This window comes from Flintibacter sp. HCN-6482 (genome assembly GCF_037892565.1).
In the GTDB taxonomy this organism is placed as follows: domain Bacteria; phylum Bacillota; class Clostridia; order Oscillospirales; family Oscillospiraceae; genus Lawsonibacter; species Lawsonibacter aceti.
Map to the genome: position 1 here is coordinate 1 of NZ_JBBKBK010000001.1, position 19,151 is coordinate 19,151.

Annotated in this window: 18 protein-coding genes; 2 read left to right on the plus strand and 16 right to left on the minus strand. The window is 51.1% G+C overall.

Going from position 1 to position 19,151, the window contains the following annotated elements:
* Positions 1–49 precede the first annotated feature (49 nt).
* The 9 genes from WKS99_RS00005 to WKS99_RS00045 all read right to left on the minus strand — a co-directional run bounded on the left by WKS99_RS00005 (position 50) and on the right by WKS99_RS00045 (position 9,176).
* Positions 50–874, minus strand: coding sequence for an aldo/keto reductase (locus WKS99_RS00005; protein WP_340405128.1), 825 nt, complete (start codon positions 872–874; stop codon positions 50–52).
* A 485-nt stretch (positions 875–1,359) separates the two neighbouring features.
* Positions 1,360–2,382 (minus strand): sugar kinase, encoded by a 1,023-nt coding sequence (locus WKS99_RS00010; RefSeq protein WP_240288030.1) that lies wholly within the window; start codon positions 2,380–2,382, stop codon positions 1,360–1,362.
* Positions 2,383–2,394: 12 nt separating this feature from the next.
* Positions 2,395–3,030, minus strand: coding sequence for a dihydroxyacetone kinase family protein (locus WKS99_RS00015; RefSeq protein ID WP_186852137.1), 636 nt, complete (start codon positions 3,028–3,030; stop codon positions 2,395–2,397).
* 12 nt (positions 3,031–3,042) lie between these two features.
* Positions 3,043–4,035 carry a dihydroxyacetone kinase subunit DhaK gene (locus WKS99_RS00020; protein WP_240288032.1) on the minus strand — a complete coding sequence of 331 codons (993 nt, stop codon included), beginning with the start codon at positions 4,033–4,035 and terminating at the stop codon, positions 3,043–3,045.
* Between the two features lie 14 nt (positions 4,036–4,049).
* A complete protein-coding gene (locus tag WKS99_RS00025; RefSeq protein WP_147571175.1) occupies positions 4,050–5,012 on the minus strand; it encodes a bifunctional 4-hydroxy-2-oxoglutarate aldolase/2-dehydro-3-deoxy-phosphogluconate aldolase in 963 nt (320 codons plus the stop codon).
* Between the two features lie 78 nt (positions 5,013–5,090).
* Complete coding sequence (locus WKS99_RS00030) at positions 5,091–6,620, minus strand: tripartite tricarboxylate transporter permease (protein WP_147571176.1); 1,530 nt, start codon at positions 6,618–6,620, stop codon at positions 5,091–5,093.
* A gap of 32 nt (positions 6,621–6,652) precedes the next feature.
* Positions 6,653–7,117: a tripartite tricarboxylate transporter TctB family protein gene (locus WKS99_RS00035; RefSeq protein WP_147571177.1), complete on the minus strand. Its 465-nt coding sequence runs from the start codon at positions 7,115–7,117 to the stop codon at positions 6,653–6,655.
* Positions 7,118–7,197: 80 nt separating this feature from the next.
* Entirely contained in the window at positions 7,198–8,226 is a 1,029-nt protein-coding gene (locus WKS99_RS00040; protein WP_147571178.1) for a tripartite tricarboxylate transporter substrate binding protein, read from the minus strand.
* 65 nt (positions 8,227–8,291) lie between these two features.
* Positions 8,292–9,176, minus strand: coding sequence for a dihydrodipicolinate synthase family protein (locus WKS99_RS00045; RefSeq protein WP_186852135.1), 885 nt, complete (start codon positions 9,174–9,176; stop codon positions 8,292–8,294).
* 288 nt (positions 9,177–9,464) lie between these two features.
* On the opposite strand from WKS99_RS00045, the gene WKS99_RS00050 reads away from it, so the two are divergent.
* Complete coding sequence (locus tag WKS99_RS00050; protein ID WP_340405129.1) at positions 9,465–10,295, plus strand: IclR family transcriptional regulator; 831 nt, start codon at positions 9,465–9,467, stop codon at positions 10,293–10,295.
* 57 nt (positions 10,296–10,352) lie between these two features.
* Positions 10,353–11,249: a ribokinase gene (locus tag WKS99_RS00055; protein ID WP_262670534.1), complete on the plus strand. Its 897-nt coding sequence runs from the start codon at positions 10,353–10,355 to the stop codon at positions 11,247–11,249.
* A gap of 816 nt (positions 11,250–12,065) precedes the next feature.
* Here WKS99_RS00055 and WKS99_RS00060 read toward each other — a convergent pair.
* The 7 genes from WKS99_RS00060 to WKS99_RS00090 all read right to left on the minus strand — a co-directional run bounded on the left by WKS99_RS00060 (position 12,066) and on the right by WKS99_RS00090 (position 19,138).
* Complete coding sequence (locus WKS99_RS00060) at positions 12,066–12,848, minus strand: HpcH/HpaI aldolase family protein (protein WP_186852132.1); 783 nt, start codon at positions 12,846–12,848, stop codon at positions 12,066–12,068.
* A 14-nt stretch (positions 12,849–12,862) separates the two neighbouring features.
* Complete coding sequence (locus tag WKS99_RS00065) at positions 12,863–13,963, minus strand: lactonase family protein (RefSeq protein ID WP_186852131.1); 1,101 nt, start codon at positions 13,961–13,963, stop codon at positions 12,863–12,865.
* A gap of 19 nt (positions 13,964–13,982) precedes the next feature.
* The gene (locus tag WKS99_RS00070) at positions 13,983–15,515 is read right to left on the minus strand and encodes a tripartite tricarboxylate transporter permease (protein ID WP_186852130.1); all 1,533 of its coding nucleotides are present in this window, start codon (positions 15,513–15,515) and stop codon (positions 13,983–13,985) included.
* A 14-nt stretch (positions 15,516–15,529) separates the two neighbouring features.
* Positions 15,530–16,078 (minus strand): tripartite tricarboxylate transporter TctB family protein, encoded by a 549-nt coding sequence (locus WKS99_RS00075; protein WP_262669814.1) that lies wholly within the window; start codon positions 16,076–16,078, stop codon positions 15,530–15,532.
* A 60-nt stretch (positions 16,079–16,138) separates the two neighbouring features.
* On the minus strand, positions 16,139–17,191 hold the full coding sequence (locus WKS99_RS00080) for a tripartite tricarboxylate transporter substrate binding protein (RefSeq protein WP_186852128.1): 1,053 nt from the start codon (positions 17,189–17,191) through the stop codon (positions 16,139–16,141).
* Between the two features lie 46 nt (positions 17,192–17,237).
* Positions 17,238–18,377 (minus strand): amidohydrolase family protein, encoded by a 1,140-nt coding sequence (locus tag WKS99_RS00085; protein WP_262669815.1) that lies wholly within the window; start codon positions 18,375–18,377, stop codon positions 17,238–17,240.
* Positions 18,378–18,448: 71 nt separating this feature from the next.
* A complete protein-coding gene (locus WKS99_RS00090) occupies positions 18,449–19,138 on the minus strand; it encodes an RraA family protein (protein ID WP_186852126.1) in 690 nt (229 codons plus the stop codon).
* Between the last annotated feature and the right edge of the window lie 13 nt (positions 19,139–19,151).

The window sequence follows — 19,151 nt, forward strand, 5'->3', positions numbered from 1 at the left end:
TTTCACTCATTCCTTTTCTATAAAAATTGAATTGATCGATGCTCGTTGATCAGCCGTTGTAAGTCAACGGATCGTTTCCCCGTCGGCCGCCGCACTCTAAGGAGTTAATGAGCTGTGTTTCCTCTGGCGTTAGGGAGAAATCGAACACATCAAAGTTCTCTCGGATGCGGTCGTAGTGGCTGGATTTGGGGATGGGGATCTGCTGGCGTTCCAAGTGCCACCGCAGCACTACCTGATTGGCCGTTTTCCCGTATTTTTCCCCAATGGACAATATGCGGGGATCCCCCATAAAGGCCCCACGCTTGATGGGACTGTAAGCCACCAGGGCGATACCCCGATCCAGACAGAACTGGCGCAGCTCCCGCTGCTGAAAGGCGGGGTGTAACTCGATCTCGTTGATAGGGGGATAAGCCCCAAAGACTTCCTTTATTCGTTCCAACTGATCTACCTGAAAGTTGGACACGGCCACCGATCGAATCAATCCCTGGTCTTTCAACCTGAGAAGCTGCTCATAGGCGGACAGACGTCGCTTCTCCTCCGTTCCAGGCCAATGGAGCAGGCAGCAATCCAGATAATCCACGCCCAGATCCCTGAGGGACTGTTGGGCCGAGTTGGCGGGCACCTCATAGTCCTTAGGCCAAACCTTGGAGAGTATGTAGACCTTCTTCCGGTCTAACCCCGCCAATCTGAGTCCTTCGCCCACGTCTTTCTCATTGGCATACATAGCGGCGGAGTCGATATAGCGATAGCCGCACTCCAGCGCCCAGGCAACAGCCTGGGATATCTCATGTCCATAGGAGGCATAACATCCAAACCCATACCGCGGAATCTCGGTTCCATCCAGCAATGGCATCATTCCAGGCTTTGTTTCCATGACTTCACCTCCATCGAATTCAGTTTGCCCACCTTGTTTTTTATTTTATCACGATTTTTTTAAAAGTAAAATACTCTGTTACATAACTTGGTATAAGAATTACCATATAAGTTACATCATTAATGTCATCTATGTTCCTCTCTATGTGGTATGTGGATCAGTAAGACCTTTTAAATCTCTCATCGAGTTTTACAACACACAGAGGCCACATCGCACATTGAAAAACCGAACGCCCTGTCAGATGGAAGATACGTTCATGAGCGACAAATAAAGAGAGCACCTTGCTGACATAACGGGGGTTCAAATCTCGCCATTTAGACGTTTTGCGTTTTCATTTTACTCGGTTTATATGATTGGTGAGAGTGGCACTCCGCATAAGAATGCCAGAACCCCTTGCCGAAAGAGGTTCTGGCATAAAACACCCCCAACTGATCGAAACCATGACAAGCATTTGTTCAGATCGGATGGGGGTGTTCATTCGCAGTTTACCGTTGTACACGGCCGGAGCCGTCTCCGCCCACCAGGCGCTTGACCTCGTCAGCGGTGGACAGGTTGAAGTCCAGCTCAATGGTCTGCTTGAGACAGGATGCGGCGGCGGCATATTCAATAGTCTCCTGGGGGCCGTAGTCGTTCATGATTCCGTAGAGCAGACCAGCGGTGAAGGAATCTCCGCCCCCCACCCGGTCTACTAGGTGGATCATGTACTGCTTGGAGAAGTAGGGCTTACCGTTTGTATACAGCATTGCGCTCCACTCATTGTCCGAGGCACTGATGCTGCGCCGCAGGGTGACGGCTACCATCTTGGTTCCGTAGGTCTGGCAGATCTGCTCCGCCACATCTATGTAGCCCTCCCGGTTGAGCTTACCCTGGGTCACATCAGTATCACGGGCCTTAATGCCCAACACCTTCTCTGCATCCTCCTCGTTGGCCACCAGCACGTCGATGTAGGGCATCAGCTGGACCATGCACGCATTGGCCTCAGCCTCAGTCCACAGATTTTTGCGGTAATTCAGGTCACAGCTGACGGTCAGTCCCATCTCCTTGGCCTTTCTGCACGCCTTGATACACACCGAGGGGATGGTTTTACTCAAGGCGGGGGTGATGCCCGTCATGTGGAAATGGGTGGCCCCGGCAAAAATATCTTCCCAGTCAAAATCCTCATAGGCGCAGGTGGCGATAGAGGTATATTTGCGGTCATAGACGATCTTGGAGGGGCGTTGGGATGCCCCCTTCTCCGCATAAAACACACCCATCCGCTCCCCGCCGTAGGCGATATGGCTGGTCCCCACATTGAACTTGCGCAGCTCCGCCACACCGCAGGCGGCAATATCGTTGTCAGGCAGCCGAGTCACGAATTCCGTGTCCATCCCCATCATCGCCAGGGAGACGCACACGTTGGCCTCCGCACCAGTATAATTGATCTGGAAGTGGTCCGCCTGGATAAAGCGCAGATACCCCTCTGGATTGAGACGGAGCAGATAATCTCCGAAGCCTACCATTTTCTTCATTGTGATCTCTCCTTATTTCTGGATACCGTTATACAGGCCCTGAACGAGCAGCATCCCGGCAGTGGCGCCCTGGTCCTCAGTTCCCAGGGCCTTGGCCGCAAAGACGGCAGCCTTGCCGTATTTGGGCGTCATCTCTTTGGTGGACTCCAGGCCCCGCTTTGCCCCCTCCAGGGCCGCAGCGGCGGTGTCCTCCAATCCGCTTCCAGATGTGGCCGCCTGCTCCGCCGCATCGGCAGCCGGGAAGATGGCGTCCAGCACAGTGCGCTCTCCGGGGACACACTTGCCCCGCTTGGCAATTCCATCCGCGAAGCCACGCAGGAATGCCGCAAAGGCGGAGGCGTCCACCTCTTCCTTCCCTATCAGGCGCTTACCGCCCTCCATCCATCCGGAGGACATCAGTGTACCCATGGTAGAAGGAACTACGCTGGACATCTTCATGCCGGCCTTGGACAAGCGCTTGCCCATGTCTGCTTCCTCCAAGCCAGCATAAATCTCCGGCAGGGCACAGTAGCCTTTCTTCATGGTCAGGCCCAGGTCCCCGTCGCCCATGCGGGCGTCCATCTCGCACAGGTGGTCTGCCTGCTCGGTCATTATCTGAGCTACCGCCTCCATAACAGCGGTCCAATCCTTCGCTTGAATGACTTTCATGGTCGACGCTCCTTACTTCTGGCAGTAGAAGGGGGTGCTGACGGGCATATCCAGCATAGCCTTAGTCTCGCTGTCCACCTTCATGATGGAGATGGACGCCCCCATCATCTCCATGGAAGTAGCGAACTCGCCCACAAAGGTGCGGTAGATGGAGATGCCTTTGTCCTCCAACTGCTGGGAAACGCTGTTGGACAGAATGTACAGCTCCTCAATAGAGGTGGCGCCCAGGCCGTTGATGAGCAGGGCGACCTCATCGCCGGAGGCAAGGGGCATATCCTTCAGCAGGGTGTCCAGAGATTCAGCGGCCAGCTCGTCGGCCGTCTTGATGGGGCCGTTCCACACGCCGGGCTCTCCGTGGATACCCATGCCCATGGCCATCTCGTTCTCGCCCAGGGTGAAGTTGGAGTGACCCACCTCAGGAATGACACAGGGGGTCAGGGCAAAGCCCACAGTACGGGTGTTGTCCTTGGCCTTCTGGGCCGCAGCCAGCACCTCGTCCAGAGTGCCCATCTGGGCGGCCTTGGCACCGGCGCACTTGTACATAAAGAAGATGCCGGCCACACCCCGGCGGGCGGCCGGATCGGCGTTGGAGTTGACGTCGTCCGCGCCCACAATGGAAGCAGTCTTGATATCCTCCAGGTCGCACATCTCGGCGGCCATGTCAAAATTCATGATATCACCGGTATAGTTGCCATAGAGGTACAGGATGCCGCCGCCGTTGTTGACCTCTTTGCTGATCTCAAAAATCTGCTCGGCGCTGGGTGACTGGAACACGCTGCCCACAGCGCAGCCGTCCAACAGGTTCTCCCCCACATAGCCCAGGAACAGGGGCAGGTGGCCAGTGCCGCCACCAGTGATGATGGAAACCTTACCGGGAACCTTTTTCTTTGTGCAGTAGCAGCGCAGATCGTTATTGACATATCCCACCTGGTCGCTGTGGGCACGGTAGATACCCTTGAGCATATCGTCGGTGTACTGGGCGGGATCGTTGATGATCTTTTTCATGGAACAGACCTCCTTCAAGCTTTTTTTACAATGTGGACGGCAAAGCCGCCGACTTCTTCCTCCAGGTAGACCGCCACCAGGTTGCCCTTGGCGTCCACGTTCTTAAACTCCTCCCGCGTAGGGATACCCTTGGCCTTGAAATAAGCCAAGGCCCGATCGGGGGAATAGGTAAAGATGCCGATGTGTCCGAACTTGCCCGGGAACTGCTGGTTGCAGCACTCCACATAGGTACCGGCGAAGTTGGAGCGGCCGCCCTCCTTGACCTGGAAGCCGAAGCGCTCGGCGAACCAACGCGCGGTGGCCAGCCCCTCCTCCTTGCTATCCCCGTTGATGCCGATGTGGGCCAGGGAGAAGCCCAGGGATTTCTCCACTGACTTCTGGCACAGGGCGGTGATTCCTTCCCAGTCCTGGGCTTCCACCATGGCGGCGGGAGCCATGAAGCTGCCACCCACCGCGGCGATCTTGTCGCTGGAGAGATACTCCTCCATGTTACTCAGGTTGATGCCGGCGGTGGGAATGAACTGGATGCTGCCGTAAGGGCCGCACAACTGCTTAATGGTGGCCATGCCGTTCATGGGCTCGGAGGGGAAGAACTTAAAGGTGGTCAGACCCATCTCCAGCCCCGCTTCAATCTCAGTTGGGGTGATGCAGCCCGGAACTACAGGCATCTCCAGCTCCAGGCAGCGGGCTACCACCTTGGGATTGAAGCCTGGTGTGACAACGAAGTCCGCTCCGGCCTCCTTGGCCTGGTCCACCTGCTCGCAGCGCAGGATAGTACCGGCGCCAGCCAGCATCTGGGAGTCAGTTGATTTGATGGCCCGCAGACAGTCCATAGCCTTTTCCGCCCGCATGGTGACCTCGATGAGAGGCAGTCCGCCGCGGCGCAGGGCGGCGGCGACTTGGGGCGCGGTGTCCGGGTCCTTCAGGCCCAGAACGGGAACGACCCCGTGCTCCTTGATGATTTTTATTGCATCCATATGAAGAAAATTCCTTTCCAATGGCCGTGATGAGCTGCCACGGGCAGCTCATCATGGACCACATACATTCGATTTAACTCAGCCAGCCTTCTGAGCGCTAGCCTCCTTGCGCTTGCGCAGGACAGCCTTCAAAACGGGCCAGCACAAGGTGAGGATGATGGCGATGAAAAGCACACAGGACACCGGACGGGTCACAAAGGTGGCCCAGCTGCCGTGGCTCATGACCAGGGCGCGGCGCATATTGGACTCCAGCATGGAACCCAGCAGCAAGCCGAGAACGAAGGGGCCATTGGGGAATTTGAATACCTTCAGGAAGAAGCCCAGAACGGCGGCGGCAAACATAATAGCCACATCAAAGAAGGTGTTGTTCAGGGCGAAAGACCCCACCACGCACAGGATACACACGGCGGTCCAGACGGTGGGCTGGGAGACATTGAGCACCTTGGCCGAGATCTTAGCAGTAGCCAGGCCGAAGATGAGGAATACCACGTTGGCCAGCAGCATCATCAGCATGATCTGGGCGGTAAAGGAGGCGTTCTCAGTGAACATCTTGATGCCGGGCTGCATTCCGTACATGGTCAAAGAACCAATCAGGATGGCGGTCACCGCATCGCCTGGAATACCCAGGGTCATCATGGTGGTCATGGCGCCGCCGATGACGGCATTGTTGGCGGTGGAGCTGACGGCCAAGCCCTCCAGCGAGCCCTTGCCGTACTCCTCGGGGTGCTTACTCATTTTCTTGGCGTTGCCCCAGGAGATAATGGAGGCGATGTCGCCGCCCGCCGCGGGGATGGCGCCAATAATGGTGCCCTCAACTGCCGCAATCAGGGTAGGAACTGCAAGCTCCTTAGCCTGCTTGGCTGTGGGCAGGACGCGGCCAAGGGCCAAGTTGACTTTCCGAGCCTCCAACTCCTTCTCCTGGTCGGCCTTGCGGAAGGTGTAAATCTGATAGAACACCTCACCGATGCCGAACATACCAATCATGACTGGGATGAAGGAGATACCGCCCAGCAGAGCAGTCTGGCCGAAGGTGAACCGTTTGATGGACAGGATGGGGTCCAGGCCTACACAGGAAAGCAGAATGCCGGCCATACCCAGGATCAGCCCCTTGAGCACGCTGCCCTCTGAGACAGCCACCATCATCGACAGGCCAAACAGGGCCAGCATACAGTATTCGGGCGCATTAAAGGAAATGGTAAAGTTGGCAATGGGGGTAGAAAACAGAATGAGGCAAAAGGTGGAGAAAATGCCTCCAATGAAGGAGTAAATGACGTTGATGCCCAGCGCCAGACCACCTTTACCCTGACGGTAGAGGGAATAGCCGTCAAAGGACTGGGTAATGGACGCAGGGGTGCCGGGGGTGTTGACCAGAATTGCGGAAATACCGCCGGCAAAGATGGCAGCGTTCCACAGGCCCATCAGCATGGCGAAGCCGTCCGCCGGCTCAAACCAGAAGGTGATGGGCGTCATGATGGCAATGCCCATGGTGGCAGACAGGCCGGGCAGAGCACCGATGACCGTTCCAATACAAACGCCGATACACAAAAACAGGATAACAGAGGGCTGCAGGCACAGCTGTAGTGCGCCGAGCCAAACTTCAGCAGACATTCGGGTTCATCTCCTTTTACTGCTCTACTGCCTTATCGGTTGAACTGGATGGAGAAGCCGACAACAAAGGCCAGGTAGATAAACGCGGTAAAGACCACGGTATAAATGATGTTGTACTTCAGCTTTCGGCCGAAAATGGCGTTCAGGGCAAAGCACAAAATGGGCACACAGACAATAAACCGCTTTGTGGTCTGCCACAGGATGAAAAAGATTACAATGGACACAGCAGTCAGGCCCAGGCGCTTGAGGTTAAACTTGATTTCGGGGTCGACTTGGAAATACTGCACGGATCCTTTTTGCAGGATTCCGCGCACAAACAAGATGGTACCTAGAATGCCCACAGCAAAGCCCAGCAGCACTGGGAAGAAGCCCGCACCGGGCACACCGTCGGAGGACTGGGCGTTGACTCGCATGGTATCCTCCAAAAGCGTATAAATCGCCACCGAGTATCCAAAAATGGCGGTAATCAGGCCGGGAATTGTATCGCCCTTATGCATGGGAACCCTCCTTTTTTTATCAGCGAGGAAAAGCCGCGCTCACGCCCGAAGGCCTGAGCGCGGCTTGCAACAGTTATAGGTTAGGCAATGCCCAGTTCAGGAATCAGTTCGCTGTAGTAGGCCAGCTCCTCCGCGGCCTTAGCGTCCATGTCGGCGCCGTTCAGATAGGCATGCTCATAGCCGCGGTCGGCCAGAGTCTGCTTAACGGAGTCGGAGTTGATAGCGACCTCGGAAGCTTCCTCCAGGATGTCCACGATAGCCTGAGGGGTGTCCTTGGGAACAGCGAAGCCGCCCCAGCCTTGGATGGTAATGTCGTAGCCCATCTCCTGCGCTGTCTCAACCTCAGGCACTACGGAGGAACGACTCTCGCCCAGGATACACAACACCTTGAAGTCACCGGAGTCCACGTTGTTCTTTACCTCAGAGGGGCTGACGGTAACAGCCTGGATATTCTTGCCCAACAGAGCGGCCACAGCGGGAGCCGCGCCGTCGAAGGGCACATGGGTAAACTCTACGCCGCACTCCTTCTCAATGGAAGCGGCAGCAATATGCCAGATGGAACCAGTGCCGGAGTTGCCGACCTGGACCTCACCGGGATGCTCTTTGGCATAAGCCAGGAAGTCCTCAAAGGTATCCCAGGGAGCGTCAGCACGGACAGTGACGGCGGCAGGGATAGTCATAGCACGGCCCACAAACTTGAAGTCGTTGGTAGACAGGTCAGTGAAGCCCAAGGCGCTAAGCATGGTGGACTCAACGGGCATATAAGCCATGGTATAGCCGTCGGGATCGGCGTTGCGGACCTGCTCCAGGCCGATGGCGCCAGAAGCTCCCTCAACATTGGAGACGATGACGCTGGTGTCAAGGGACTGCTCCAGCTCAGAGGCGTAAATACGGGCCACGGTGTCAGAGGCGCCGCCAGCAGCGTAGGGAACGATCAGAGAGATCTGCTTTCCGTTGGGGAAATTGACCTCTTCCTGCTGGCTGGTGTTTCCAGAGTTGGAAGCGCTGCCGGAATTGCTGCTCTGAGAGGTCTGGCTGCCGTTGTTACCACAGGCGGCCAGTGACAGGGCCATCGCCGCTGCCAAGGCAAGTGAAAGAATCTTTTTCATTTTTCTGCTCCTTTTCTAGATCATAGTTATTTCACACGCTTACGCAGTGGAATACAAGGTAAGAATTAAATGTAGGGAGCAACTTGCTGCTTCAGCTGGGCAACCTGCTCGTCGGTCAGGTCCAGCAGGGGCTTGCGCATATGTCCTCCTGTCACACCGCGGAAGGTAAGGATGTTTTTAAAGATGGACATGTCTCCGCCAAACTGCATCAGCTTGACCAACTCGGTAGCGGCCACCTGCGCCTTGCGGGCTCCCTCCAGATCGCCGCTCTGGAATGCCTTGTAGACCGCTACAAAGGCTTCGGGGAATGGGCCGGAGCAGCCGGAGACAACACCGTCGCAGCCGCACACCAGGGCAGGCAGGAACAGGTCGTCCGCGCCGGGCACCACAGAGAAGTTTCCATTTCGCACTTGCAGATATTCGTTGATGCGACGCATATCGGCGAAGCTGTACTTGACGCCCACCACATTCTTGCAGGCAGCCGCAATCTGCTCCATCGTGGCAGCGCTGATGTCGTTATGCGCCAGCTGGGGAATGACGTACACATATACCGGGAAGTCATCAGGCAGGGCGGCGCACACGGTCTTGTAGTACTCCACCATGGCCCGATCGTTTACCGTAAAGTAGCTGGGGGTAACGACGCCCACGCCGTCGGCACCAATTTTGTGGGCGTGCTGGGCCAGGCGAATGGTCTCGTCCACCGTCATTGCACCCACGTGGATGAACACTGTAACTCGTCCCGCAGCCTTTTTCACAACGGTCTCGGCCACCAGTTCTCGCTCCTCCGCGGACATGAGGTACATCTCCCCCGTCGTTCCGCAGGGATACAGACACTGAATGCCCTTTTCAATCAGGTATTCTGTCTGCTCCTCCAGCGCCGCCGTATCTACCTTCCCGTCTGCGGTAAAAGGGGTAGTCATGGCGGTGATGACACCATATAGTTTCTTCAAGTTTCTCTCCTCCCAACAATAGGATAAAATGCTTTTGTGTTCAGTATTACTGAATGATTATTCAGTTATTTCACACTTTATTTGGATTTTAGCACGGCTAGTTATCATTGTCAATATAGTTTTATTATTTTTGGAATATTTGTTCTCTTTTTCACTTTCCATTTGACAAATACGTCAATGGAGGTTAGGATAATATACGATAGCAGATGTAAATGCCTCTGCATCTGTATTTTATTTGGACCAATCGCGGGCATTTTTTTCAATATGGATTGCAAAGGATGTTGCACCATGATTCTTTTAAAAGAGGATTCCGCTGAGATGGAATCCGCCTCTACTGTCAGCAGTAGAGTCACATCTACCGCCAAAGCGCTGCGGATTCTAGACTGTTTTTCTCCTGCCAGGACTGAACTGACATTGGCCCAGATCAGTCGGCTGCTATCCATGCCCAAAAGCACACTGCTCAACCAGATTCGCACGCTGGAGGAAGCCGGCTATCTGCTGCGTATCCGGGACGGCCAGGCCTACCGCCTTGGGTACAAGGTCATGCAGCTCAGCTACTGCGCCCAGGCAGGCAGTCCTGTGGCCCAGTATGCCATCCCTGTGATGGAGGACCTGCAGTCCGCCACTGGAGACATCATCTACCTTACCTCCCATATTGACGGCAAGGTGTTCTATATGGAGTGCGTCTATCCCAGCCGGCGCTCCATCTCATACTCCGTCTCCGGCAAAACACTCCCCATGCACTGTACCGGCTGCGGGAAGGCCATGCTCAGTCAAATGCCCACCGAACAGGTGGAAGCCATCATTCGCAAGCATGGCCTACCTCCCATCACACAGAACACTATCACCGACCACGACCAACTGATGGAGGCACTTGCCACATACCGCCGTAAGGGATATGCACTGGATAATGAGGAGGAAACCATGGGTGTAAAGTGCGTAGCCATGGCCATCCGCACCGGACGTGGAGACGTGGCGGGTGCCATCAGTATTTCCGGCCCCGCCATCTCTATCACACCCGAAGTAGTAGATCAATACTCCGACCTACTGGCCAGGGCCTGCAACACACTGACCCAGTGCGCCCACCTATTTCCCGCCATTCAGTTGGCCTCCAACTGAATGGCCGGATGTGGTCTGGTCAATCTGTACCTTTGAATTCTGAAAGGATGGTCGCTTATGTCTCGTATCCTCAGTTATGGCTCCCTAAATCTGGATTATGTCTATCATGTCCCCCACTTCGTTGCTCCAGGAGAGACCCTCGCCTCCTGCAGCCGGGATGTCAACTGCGGCGGGAAAGGACTTAACCAGTCAATCGCATCTGCCCGGGCAGGGGCCACCGTCTGTCACGCTGGAAAAATTGGGCCGGATGGACAGCTTTTGGCCGACACACTGGCTTCCAGCGGTGTCGACACCTCCCTCATCTCACTCAGCAGCGGCCCCAGCGGCCACACTATTATCCAAGTGGATTCCCAGGGACAAAATTGTATCCTGCTATATGGCGGCAGCAATCAGAAGATCACACACCAGGAGGTGGACCTGGCGCTGGAAGGCTTTGGTCCCGGTGACTACCTGATTGTGCAAAACGAAATCAACTGCCTGGATTACATCATGGAACAGGGCGCCAAAAAGGGCCTGTCCATCGTATTCAACCCCTCCCCCATTGACGAACATATCTCCACCCTCCCCCTGCATCTTGTCTCGCTTCTGGTTTTCAACGAAATTGAGGGGGCCGCCCTAGCCGGCACCAGCGAGGAGGGGCAGATTCTGGATATACTGCGCAGCCGCTGGCCCTCCTGCCAGCTGCTACTCACGCTAGGGAGCCGTGGATGCATATATGATGACGGCACACAGCGAATCACCCAAGGCGTTTACCGCACCAAGGCTGTAGACACCACAGCTGCCGGAGATACCTTCACGGGGTACTTTGTAGCCTGTTTAGCTGCCGGTATGGATGCGCCGTCCTGTCTGAACCTCGCCTCCCGTGCCGCCGCCATTGCTGTCTCCCGTCCAGGTGCCGCTCCCTCTATCCCTACAATGGATGAGGTGCGCGGCTCCACCCTCTCTCTGGCATGATGCCGCAAACTTTATCTGATTCTCATCTGTTTGAAAAACGCAGGCAAAACGCCTGCGTTTTTTCCTGCCCCACCCTTGTGTACTGCCTCATTTTGTGCCAGAAAACTTGTTATGGAAATATTCTGCAGACTCCCGCTTTGCTTCGATGTGTCTCCATTCATCAAATCATAGCTATATAAAAGTTTCATCGCTTTCTGACTTTATACAGTATGCTTTGCTTTGATTCATAAGGTGTTCAATTATGTCTTGGGAACGACGCAGTCCAGAAGCCAAGCTTATTTTTCATAGTGACAGAGGTTCTCAATATACATAAGAAGCCTGAACCCTTTGATACAACAAGGATTCTAGGTAAAAATTGACCCTACCTAATCCGAACAATGACAACAAATCGTTCAGATTGGGTAGGGTCATTCATTTTGGCAGGGGGTAACAATGCTGAACCCCCGGCAAAATCGCTTTCGCTGCAATGAATCCAGCCTCTGTACCTGTCACTGCTCTATGCTCTTTGGCCTATGGCATAACCTCCACGTATTTCTCTATCAGGTTTTTCAGGCAGTGGCCCGTGCTACTTAAATCAGTAGATACGATGATTTCCCACAAGAGACTGCATAATCTGTTTTACAATTGCTTTCAGTATGTACGTCAGATTTTAAATTAATTTGTTTTAAAATATTTTTATTAGTGCTTACTTGTATGTCAAATCTTCCCAGTGAGGCCGAAATAAAGTTTGGGTTGAAAATCACCAAAAATATTAATCCATCTTGCATTGTCTCAAAGATATTATTTTGACGGGTTAACGGTTGTTACATCTGTATTTTACTCAGTTAGTTCTTTTTCAGCCTTACTCATCTTATTTAGCTGATTTTTGATTGCCTTCAAACACAAATCTTCATCCCGCCCAATGGAAAAGCAGTGGACGCCTTTTTCTTTTAGCTCTTGAAGCCTTTTAGGGTCTGAGACAGATAACGTAAGAATTTTTCCGTGCTGTTTTGCCTTTTCGACAATGTAGTTTTCTGCTGCGATTACATCAGGGTGGTCCTTTTGACCGGGTACGCTAAGTGCCTGAGACAAATCAGCTTTTCCAGAGGCCACCATATCGATTCCGTCCAGAGAGAGAATTTCGTCGATATGTTCCAACCCTTCTCGACTTTCGATTTGAACTACTAAATTGAGACGATCATTTCCTATTCGCATATATTCTTCTCTGGAATAAGGTCCAAAGCGCACATTTCGAGTACCTCCATTCATTCCTCGTTTCCCAAATGGAGGGAATTTTACTGCATCAATCGCAGCCAAAGCCATCTTGCGGCTGTTTACATCAGGCAAAACAATGGCTGCTGGTTCTAAAGCCAAAATTGCAGAAATATTGTGCAGGTCTGGTACTCTAATCTGAGCAGGTAATCCTAGATGTCGTGCTGCGTTGAAAAAAGTCTGGAGAGTATTGTAATCATATAGTACATGCTCACAATCGATACGAATAAAATGATAACCCGCACAATAAGCCATATCGATTATATATGGGTCGCTCATTCCAACTACTAAGCCGAAGCTAGTTTCGGCTCTGCGGGCACGGGCACGAATATCTTGTATCTCCATCATGATTTCCTTCCTTATTAGCCTAATGTGCTTTGCTTGTGGCAGGGTACGCTTCCGGAAAAAAGAATCCACACAGGAACCGGAGTTTCAATCACGTTCCCTGTTTGTGTCAGACATCCGGTTAACAGATCAATCTCAAACTCTACGATTGTATCCGACATCTGGTTACATGCATACAGATATTTTTCGCCAGGCTCAATGGTAAAAAAGCGAGGCTTAACACCTTTAGTGGATGCCCACTGTATCGGCGAGAGTCGACCATCCTCTTGGTTGACAGAGAATACGCCGATACTATTCATTCCGCGATTGGAAACATATAAATTTTTTCCTCGGTTACCAACCATGATTTCCGAAGAAGTATTTTTGATTTCCACGTAGTCGTCAGGAATGGAAGGGACAATTTGAAAGGGAGCGAGTGTACCATTTTCCGGATTATAATGACAGGCAACCACTGTACTGGTATACTCGGTATTCACATAAGCAAAATGCCCGTTTGGGTGAAAAGAAATGTGTCGTGGGCATGACGCAGGGCGAAATGGAAGATGTTGAATTTCTTCAAAGTGCTTGGTTTCAAAGTTGATACGGTAGCTGTGAACTAAATCCAGGCCTTTGTCCGCAATCAGGATGTATCGGCCATCTGGACTAAATGGTACATGATGTGGGCGGGAATGAGGTTGAATTTTTTCATTCAGAGGTCCTTTTTGGCCGGGTAATGTAAAACCACCGAACTCTTTTTTCAGTTTTCCATCTTCTCCAATGGGTAAACAGGCTACCAGGCCACTTTTATCGGCGCTGATTAAGCAGTCTCCACTAGGACTAACCGACATAACCATTACGTTTTCGCCCGGTGTTTTTTCACTGTTTAGGTAGGTTAGAAGACCAGTTTGTTTATCTCTCTGATAGGCAGAGCAGTTTCCGCTGTTTGTGTTGACACAGTAAAGATAATCCATGTTTCGTCCGAAGGCCAAAACAGCGGGGTTCAATCCTTCGGCAATCTGCACTTGAATCCAGGTGCCATTTTCTTCGATGCGAAAGACGTAAATTCCTTTCCCGTGAGCATTACGATTATTCTTGTAATTTTCTGTCGTATATGTACCGACATAGGCATAGACAGGCATTATATACACTCTTTTCTACTTATTTGGAATGATTCTGAATTGCTTTTTTTAGGACAGGGCCGAGCAAACATACCACGATAAGAACCGCCAGGATAATACAGACGGGACGACCGAGGTAGTAACCTAAAACATCTCCTCTGGCCATAGTAATGGAACGACGCAATCCCTTTTCCGTAATAGTTCCTAATACAAGCCCTAGGGTTAGCGCGGAACTGTTGAATTTGGAAACTCGACAGAAGTAGCCCACCAGGCCGAAGATCGCAGCGATGATAAGATCGTTGATAGAGTTGGAAATAGAATAGCCACCTATTGCCACCAGCACTACAATCATAGTGTTAAGTACGGCAGGTGGAATATCTACAATATGACGAAGAAGGCGGATAAACACTTTGCCGATAAAGAACATGCCAATGTTAGCAAGCAAAAAACCAAAAATGATGGGATAGGTAATATCTGCTTCCTCAGTAAACAACTTATACCCAGGCTGCAGGCCATGAATCATCAATGCGCCTAAAAGGATGGCTGCTACTGGACTACCCGGAATACCCAAGGTCATCAATGGGATCATACTGCCCCCGGTCACAGCATTATTAGCGGCCTCCGGGCCAGCAATGCCTTCAATACAACCTTTCCCAAATTCTTCTTTGTGTTTGGAAATCCGCTTGGCCTCATTATAGCCCATAAATGCGCCGATACTGGCACCAGCACCGGGAAGGATGCCAACAAATAAACCAACAATAGAGGTATAAAGAATCGTAGGAATCAAACTGATCTTTTCTTTTAGAGTTAAATCTTCCCCTTTCAAGTTAATCATATCCTGCTTTTTTTCTTGATTTTTTCCAGATTTTTGGGCATTCAATGCATCACGAACAAGAACAAAAACTTGTGAGATAGAAAATAGCCCCAGCAATACGATGGTAGCGTTCAGCCCAGTGCGCAGATGCTTAACGCCAAAGGTGTAGCGATAAGCGGATTCCAGTGGAAATTGCCCCACGCAACTCATGCACAAACCGAAAAGGCCGGCGATACAGCCTTTTAGTAAAGAATCGGAAGCAAGGCTAGCGATTAAGCTGATTCCAAATAACCCAAGGAGAAAGTATTCTGCGGAGTCGAAAGTGAGGGAAACCTCAGCTAGTATAGGAGAAATCAACAACAAGGCAATAGCAGAGATAATACCACCGATAGTAGAAGCATAGGTGCTGGTACTTAGCGCCTTAAGTGGTAGCCCTTTTTGTGTTAAAACATAGCCATCAGTTAGAGTGGCCACCGCAGAGGTAGTACCAGGGGTATGCAGGAGAATGGCAGTATAACTGCCACCCATAATACCAGCCGTGTATATGCCCATGAGCATAGTTAGAGCTGGAATCGGAGACATACTATATGTGATTGGCATCAAAAGCGCGATGCCCGCTGCAGGATTCAAGCCGGGCAACGCTCCAATAATCAGGCCGCCTACAATGCCAACCAACAGAGCAATCACCATTTCCACAGAAAATAGAGCATTAAGAAAAGCTGGAATAGAGTCTAGAATGTAGGAATACGTATTGAACATTGTGTATCACCCCACTAAAATAGAAGCCCAGCAGGTAGACGTAGATGGAGTTCAAAAACGAACACAAACCAGGCCAGAATTTCAAATCCAACAGTAATGACCAACATAGGTATTAGCTTTCTGAAATTTTGAAAATACATGAACACCATCATGAATATAAAGGTTGAAACAAAAAAACCGATGAACGAGATACAAAGAGCATATATAATAATCATTAGGAAAGTAAGAATGGGGCCCTTCAATTCTCGCCAGGAAATTTGGAAAGTGGTATTTGTTTCACTTTTCTTGTTCATGGAGATAGTCTCTTTTATCCCGCGGATCAGGACAGGGATACACAAGATTATCATGCCTCCCGCGCACATCAAGGGGAAGTAGGTGGTTTCTGGGGCAAGATCTCTGCTGCTTAAGAAGAATAGCAGACCTACCAAAATGAAAAATACGCTTGTTAGCAGGTCCTCGTGGACATGTTTCTTCATATGATCCTGAGTGCGGTACGGAATGTATGTTAATGTACCGCCACGTACTCCCTTCTTTATAAAGATTTGACCGAGACGGATCTCCATTTAGGCGTATCCGCCTCGGTCGGCGTTAATAACAAGCTTCTTTTTAAGAAGTTCGATTCATTATGCCCAGCCGAGCAAGGGGGCGATCTCCTTGAGTTGCGCCTCTTCTTCCACCATCATCTTGGTGTACTCATCCGTGGGCTTAACATTCAAAGTAAAACCGAGACTCTTCAAAGTTTTTTGGAATTCAGGATCCTCTGTGGCATTAACAATATAATCAGCCAGGGCGTTGATAATCTCTTTATCACATTCAGGGTTCATAACAACCCCCAAACTTACGCCATTTACCACATCGATACCCTGCTCTTTAGCGGTAGGTGCATCGGGGAAGAATTCGCTGCGCTCTTCGTCAAACACGGCCAAGATCTTTAGATTACCGTCGTTGTAAACAGAGAGGGCCTCCGGGGTATTGCTCATCAGCACATCCACATGACCACCCAGAAAAGAAGCCATGTTCTCCGAAGCAGAGGAAGCATTCAGGTGAATCAACTGCTCATTGGTCAATCCGGTCTCATTCTGTAGCTTATATAGCGCGATGTCATCGGCCCCCTTATTGGATTTCACTGCCACCAGTAAGCTCTCATCAGGATTGGATTTGCACCAGTCAATAAAGTCGTTCAGGTCATTAACATCTGCAAAACGCTCATCATCAGGGCGCACACCAATCAGGTTTGGATAAGTCACAATGTTACACACTAAGGCCAGATCACGCCAAGAGGGATCGTCCTCATTCGCGGGATCCAGATCACGTTTGAAAGCGTTAGGGGTGGGAATGTTGGAAACTGTCAGACCATCGGGCTCGGCGGCCAACATATTTTCCAGTGCGGTATTCCAAAGATTGTTAACTGGCACGATAGTCTTCCCCATTGCAGGTTCCAGTTCAGTAATCAGGGCACGCATCAGGGTATCAGGACCACTGCCGGCATTACCGGCCAATTCCCAGTTGATGTCACCGGCCGGATAAGTGAACTCACTGGGCTGACTTGCCGAGAAAGATGACTGGGAAGATTGTCCAGAGGCGGAGGATTGAGATGTTTTGGAGCTGCTATCAGAGCAAGCAGCCATGCTGAGCACCATTGTACCGGTCAGGATTAGAGAAAACAATTTTTTCATACTTGTGACTCCTTTTCTTATTTGTTTTTATATCGAATATGCATTATTACATCATTTCCGCAGCGCGGTACACAAGTTTACCATCTAGGATAGTAGCTCTAACCGACAAAACCTGCTCTCCTGGTTGCTCGTTACCAAAACAATCTTGGTAAATAACTGGCCGATTTTGAATCTTAATAATCGCTGCATCCGCACAGGTACCAGGTGCCATTGTTCCCCATTTACCTGCCTGTCCAAGTATTCGGGCAGGGTTGCAGGTGACCTTTTCAATGACCCGGTCCAAAGACATCCCCATGACTAAGAATTTCCCCATGACAACTGGAAGACTCACCATAGGCGTTTTGTTCCAGTTGGCTTGGCTGGCATCGGTACTAATAGTGTCTGGTTCCAAGCCAAGATTTAACGCTGTACGGGCCACTGGGAAAGAAAAGTTCAATCGCCCGTGTGCTACATCGTAGATTACCCCCCTTTCTCTGGCCTGTAACAGGCCTTCAGATAGATGGCCGTTTTCGATGCAGGTCATTCCAACACCTTGAAAAATATGGCAAAGAATGCTACCTGGGTCTAATAGTTCAGCCAGTTCCCCCATCGGGACGGGTGGGTCTGTAGGATGAACAACTAAAGGCATTGAAAAGCGCCGCGCCAGCTCGATTGCTGCTTTCAAAGGTTTCAGGCCTAATTCACCAACTACCTTTTTACTGGTTCTAACTTTAAGTCCAAGAATCCTTCCGCGTCCATCTTCAAAGGCCTTTTGAAATAATTCGTCCTCCCATTTAGAAGGGTCAAGGGGCTCTGGGAAGTGTTTGGACATGATTTGCCCACCAGCACTGACATTGATAAAAAAACGAGTTTTTACCATCCATGCATCCGTTTGGTGGAGTAGTGCGCGATAATTTGAAACGCCTATGCTTCCTGCATCAGCTACGGCAGTCACACCGTTAGGCAGGCAGAACGTGTCGCCTGGCAATCCATTTGCACTACCTAAATAGTTGATGTGGGTATGCAGGTCAATCAATCCCGGTGTCACAATATGATCTTGGGCAGGTAGAATTTGTCCGGCCTCTACTGGTTCGCCCATGGGGATTTCCAGGAACTTTCCGTGCCGGATGGCAACGTCCCTTTGTTCGTGAATTCCACGCGCTGGGTCGATTACAGTGCCACCATGAATCAAAATATCTGCTTTCATCTTAGCTTGTCACCTCCTACTGCAGATAATCATTTGCCAAAAGATGGGGGAAGTTAGTTACGAGGCTCTTGTCACAAAACGGGAACGTTTTTTTCAGTTAATGTACGATCGATCCAATCCCTGTTGGAAGCAGATACAGCACCACTTTTATATTTTTTTCGTTTGTCCAACTCTTGTTCGTGCTTCTTGCGAGCTGCGCTTACAATATCGGCAGCATCATCAGGTCTCAACACAACAATGCCTTCTGTGTCTCCTATTACAATATCACCTGGCATGACCACAGTACCGCCGCAACTGATTGGGACGTTGATTTCACCTGGACCGTTGCGATGGCTGCCGAGAATAATACTGCCCAGAGAGAAAACTGGAATTCCGGCTTGCCGGATCCCTTCTGGATCGCGGGTCATACCATCTACGATAAAGCCAGTTACTCCTCGGGCAGCTGCATGACGGACCATCATTTCTCCTACGACGGAGCGTGTCTTGCACCCATGCGCATTCACTACAATTACATCGCCAGGCTGTGCCATATCAATGGCTTTATGAATCATTAAATTGTCACCCTCGGCGGTATTTACTGTAATTGCGGTGCCCAATAGAGGCAGATCTGTCAATGGGTGAAGTTCTTGACTCATACAGTACATTCTAGAGGTCTGGTCCGATATACAACAACTCGAAATGCCCCGGAACGCCTCCACTAGTTCATGGTCCGCACGATTTACATGTTGAAAAATTCGAAATCCAACTTTATTTTCTGTCATTACAGTGTTCCTC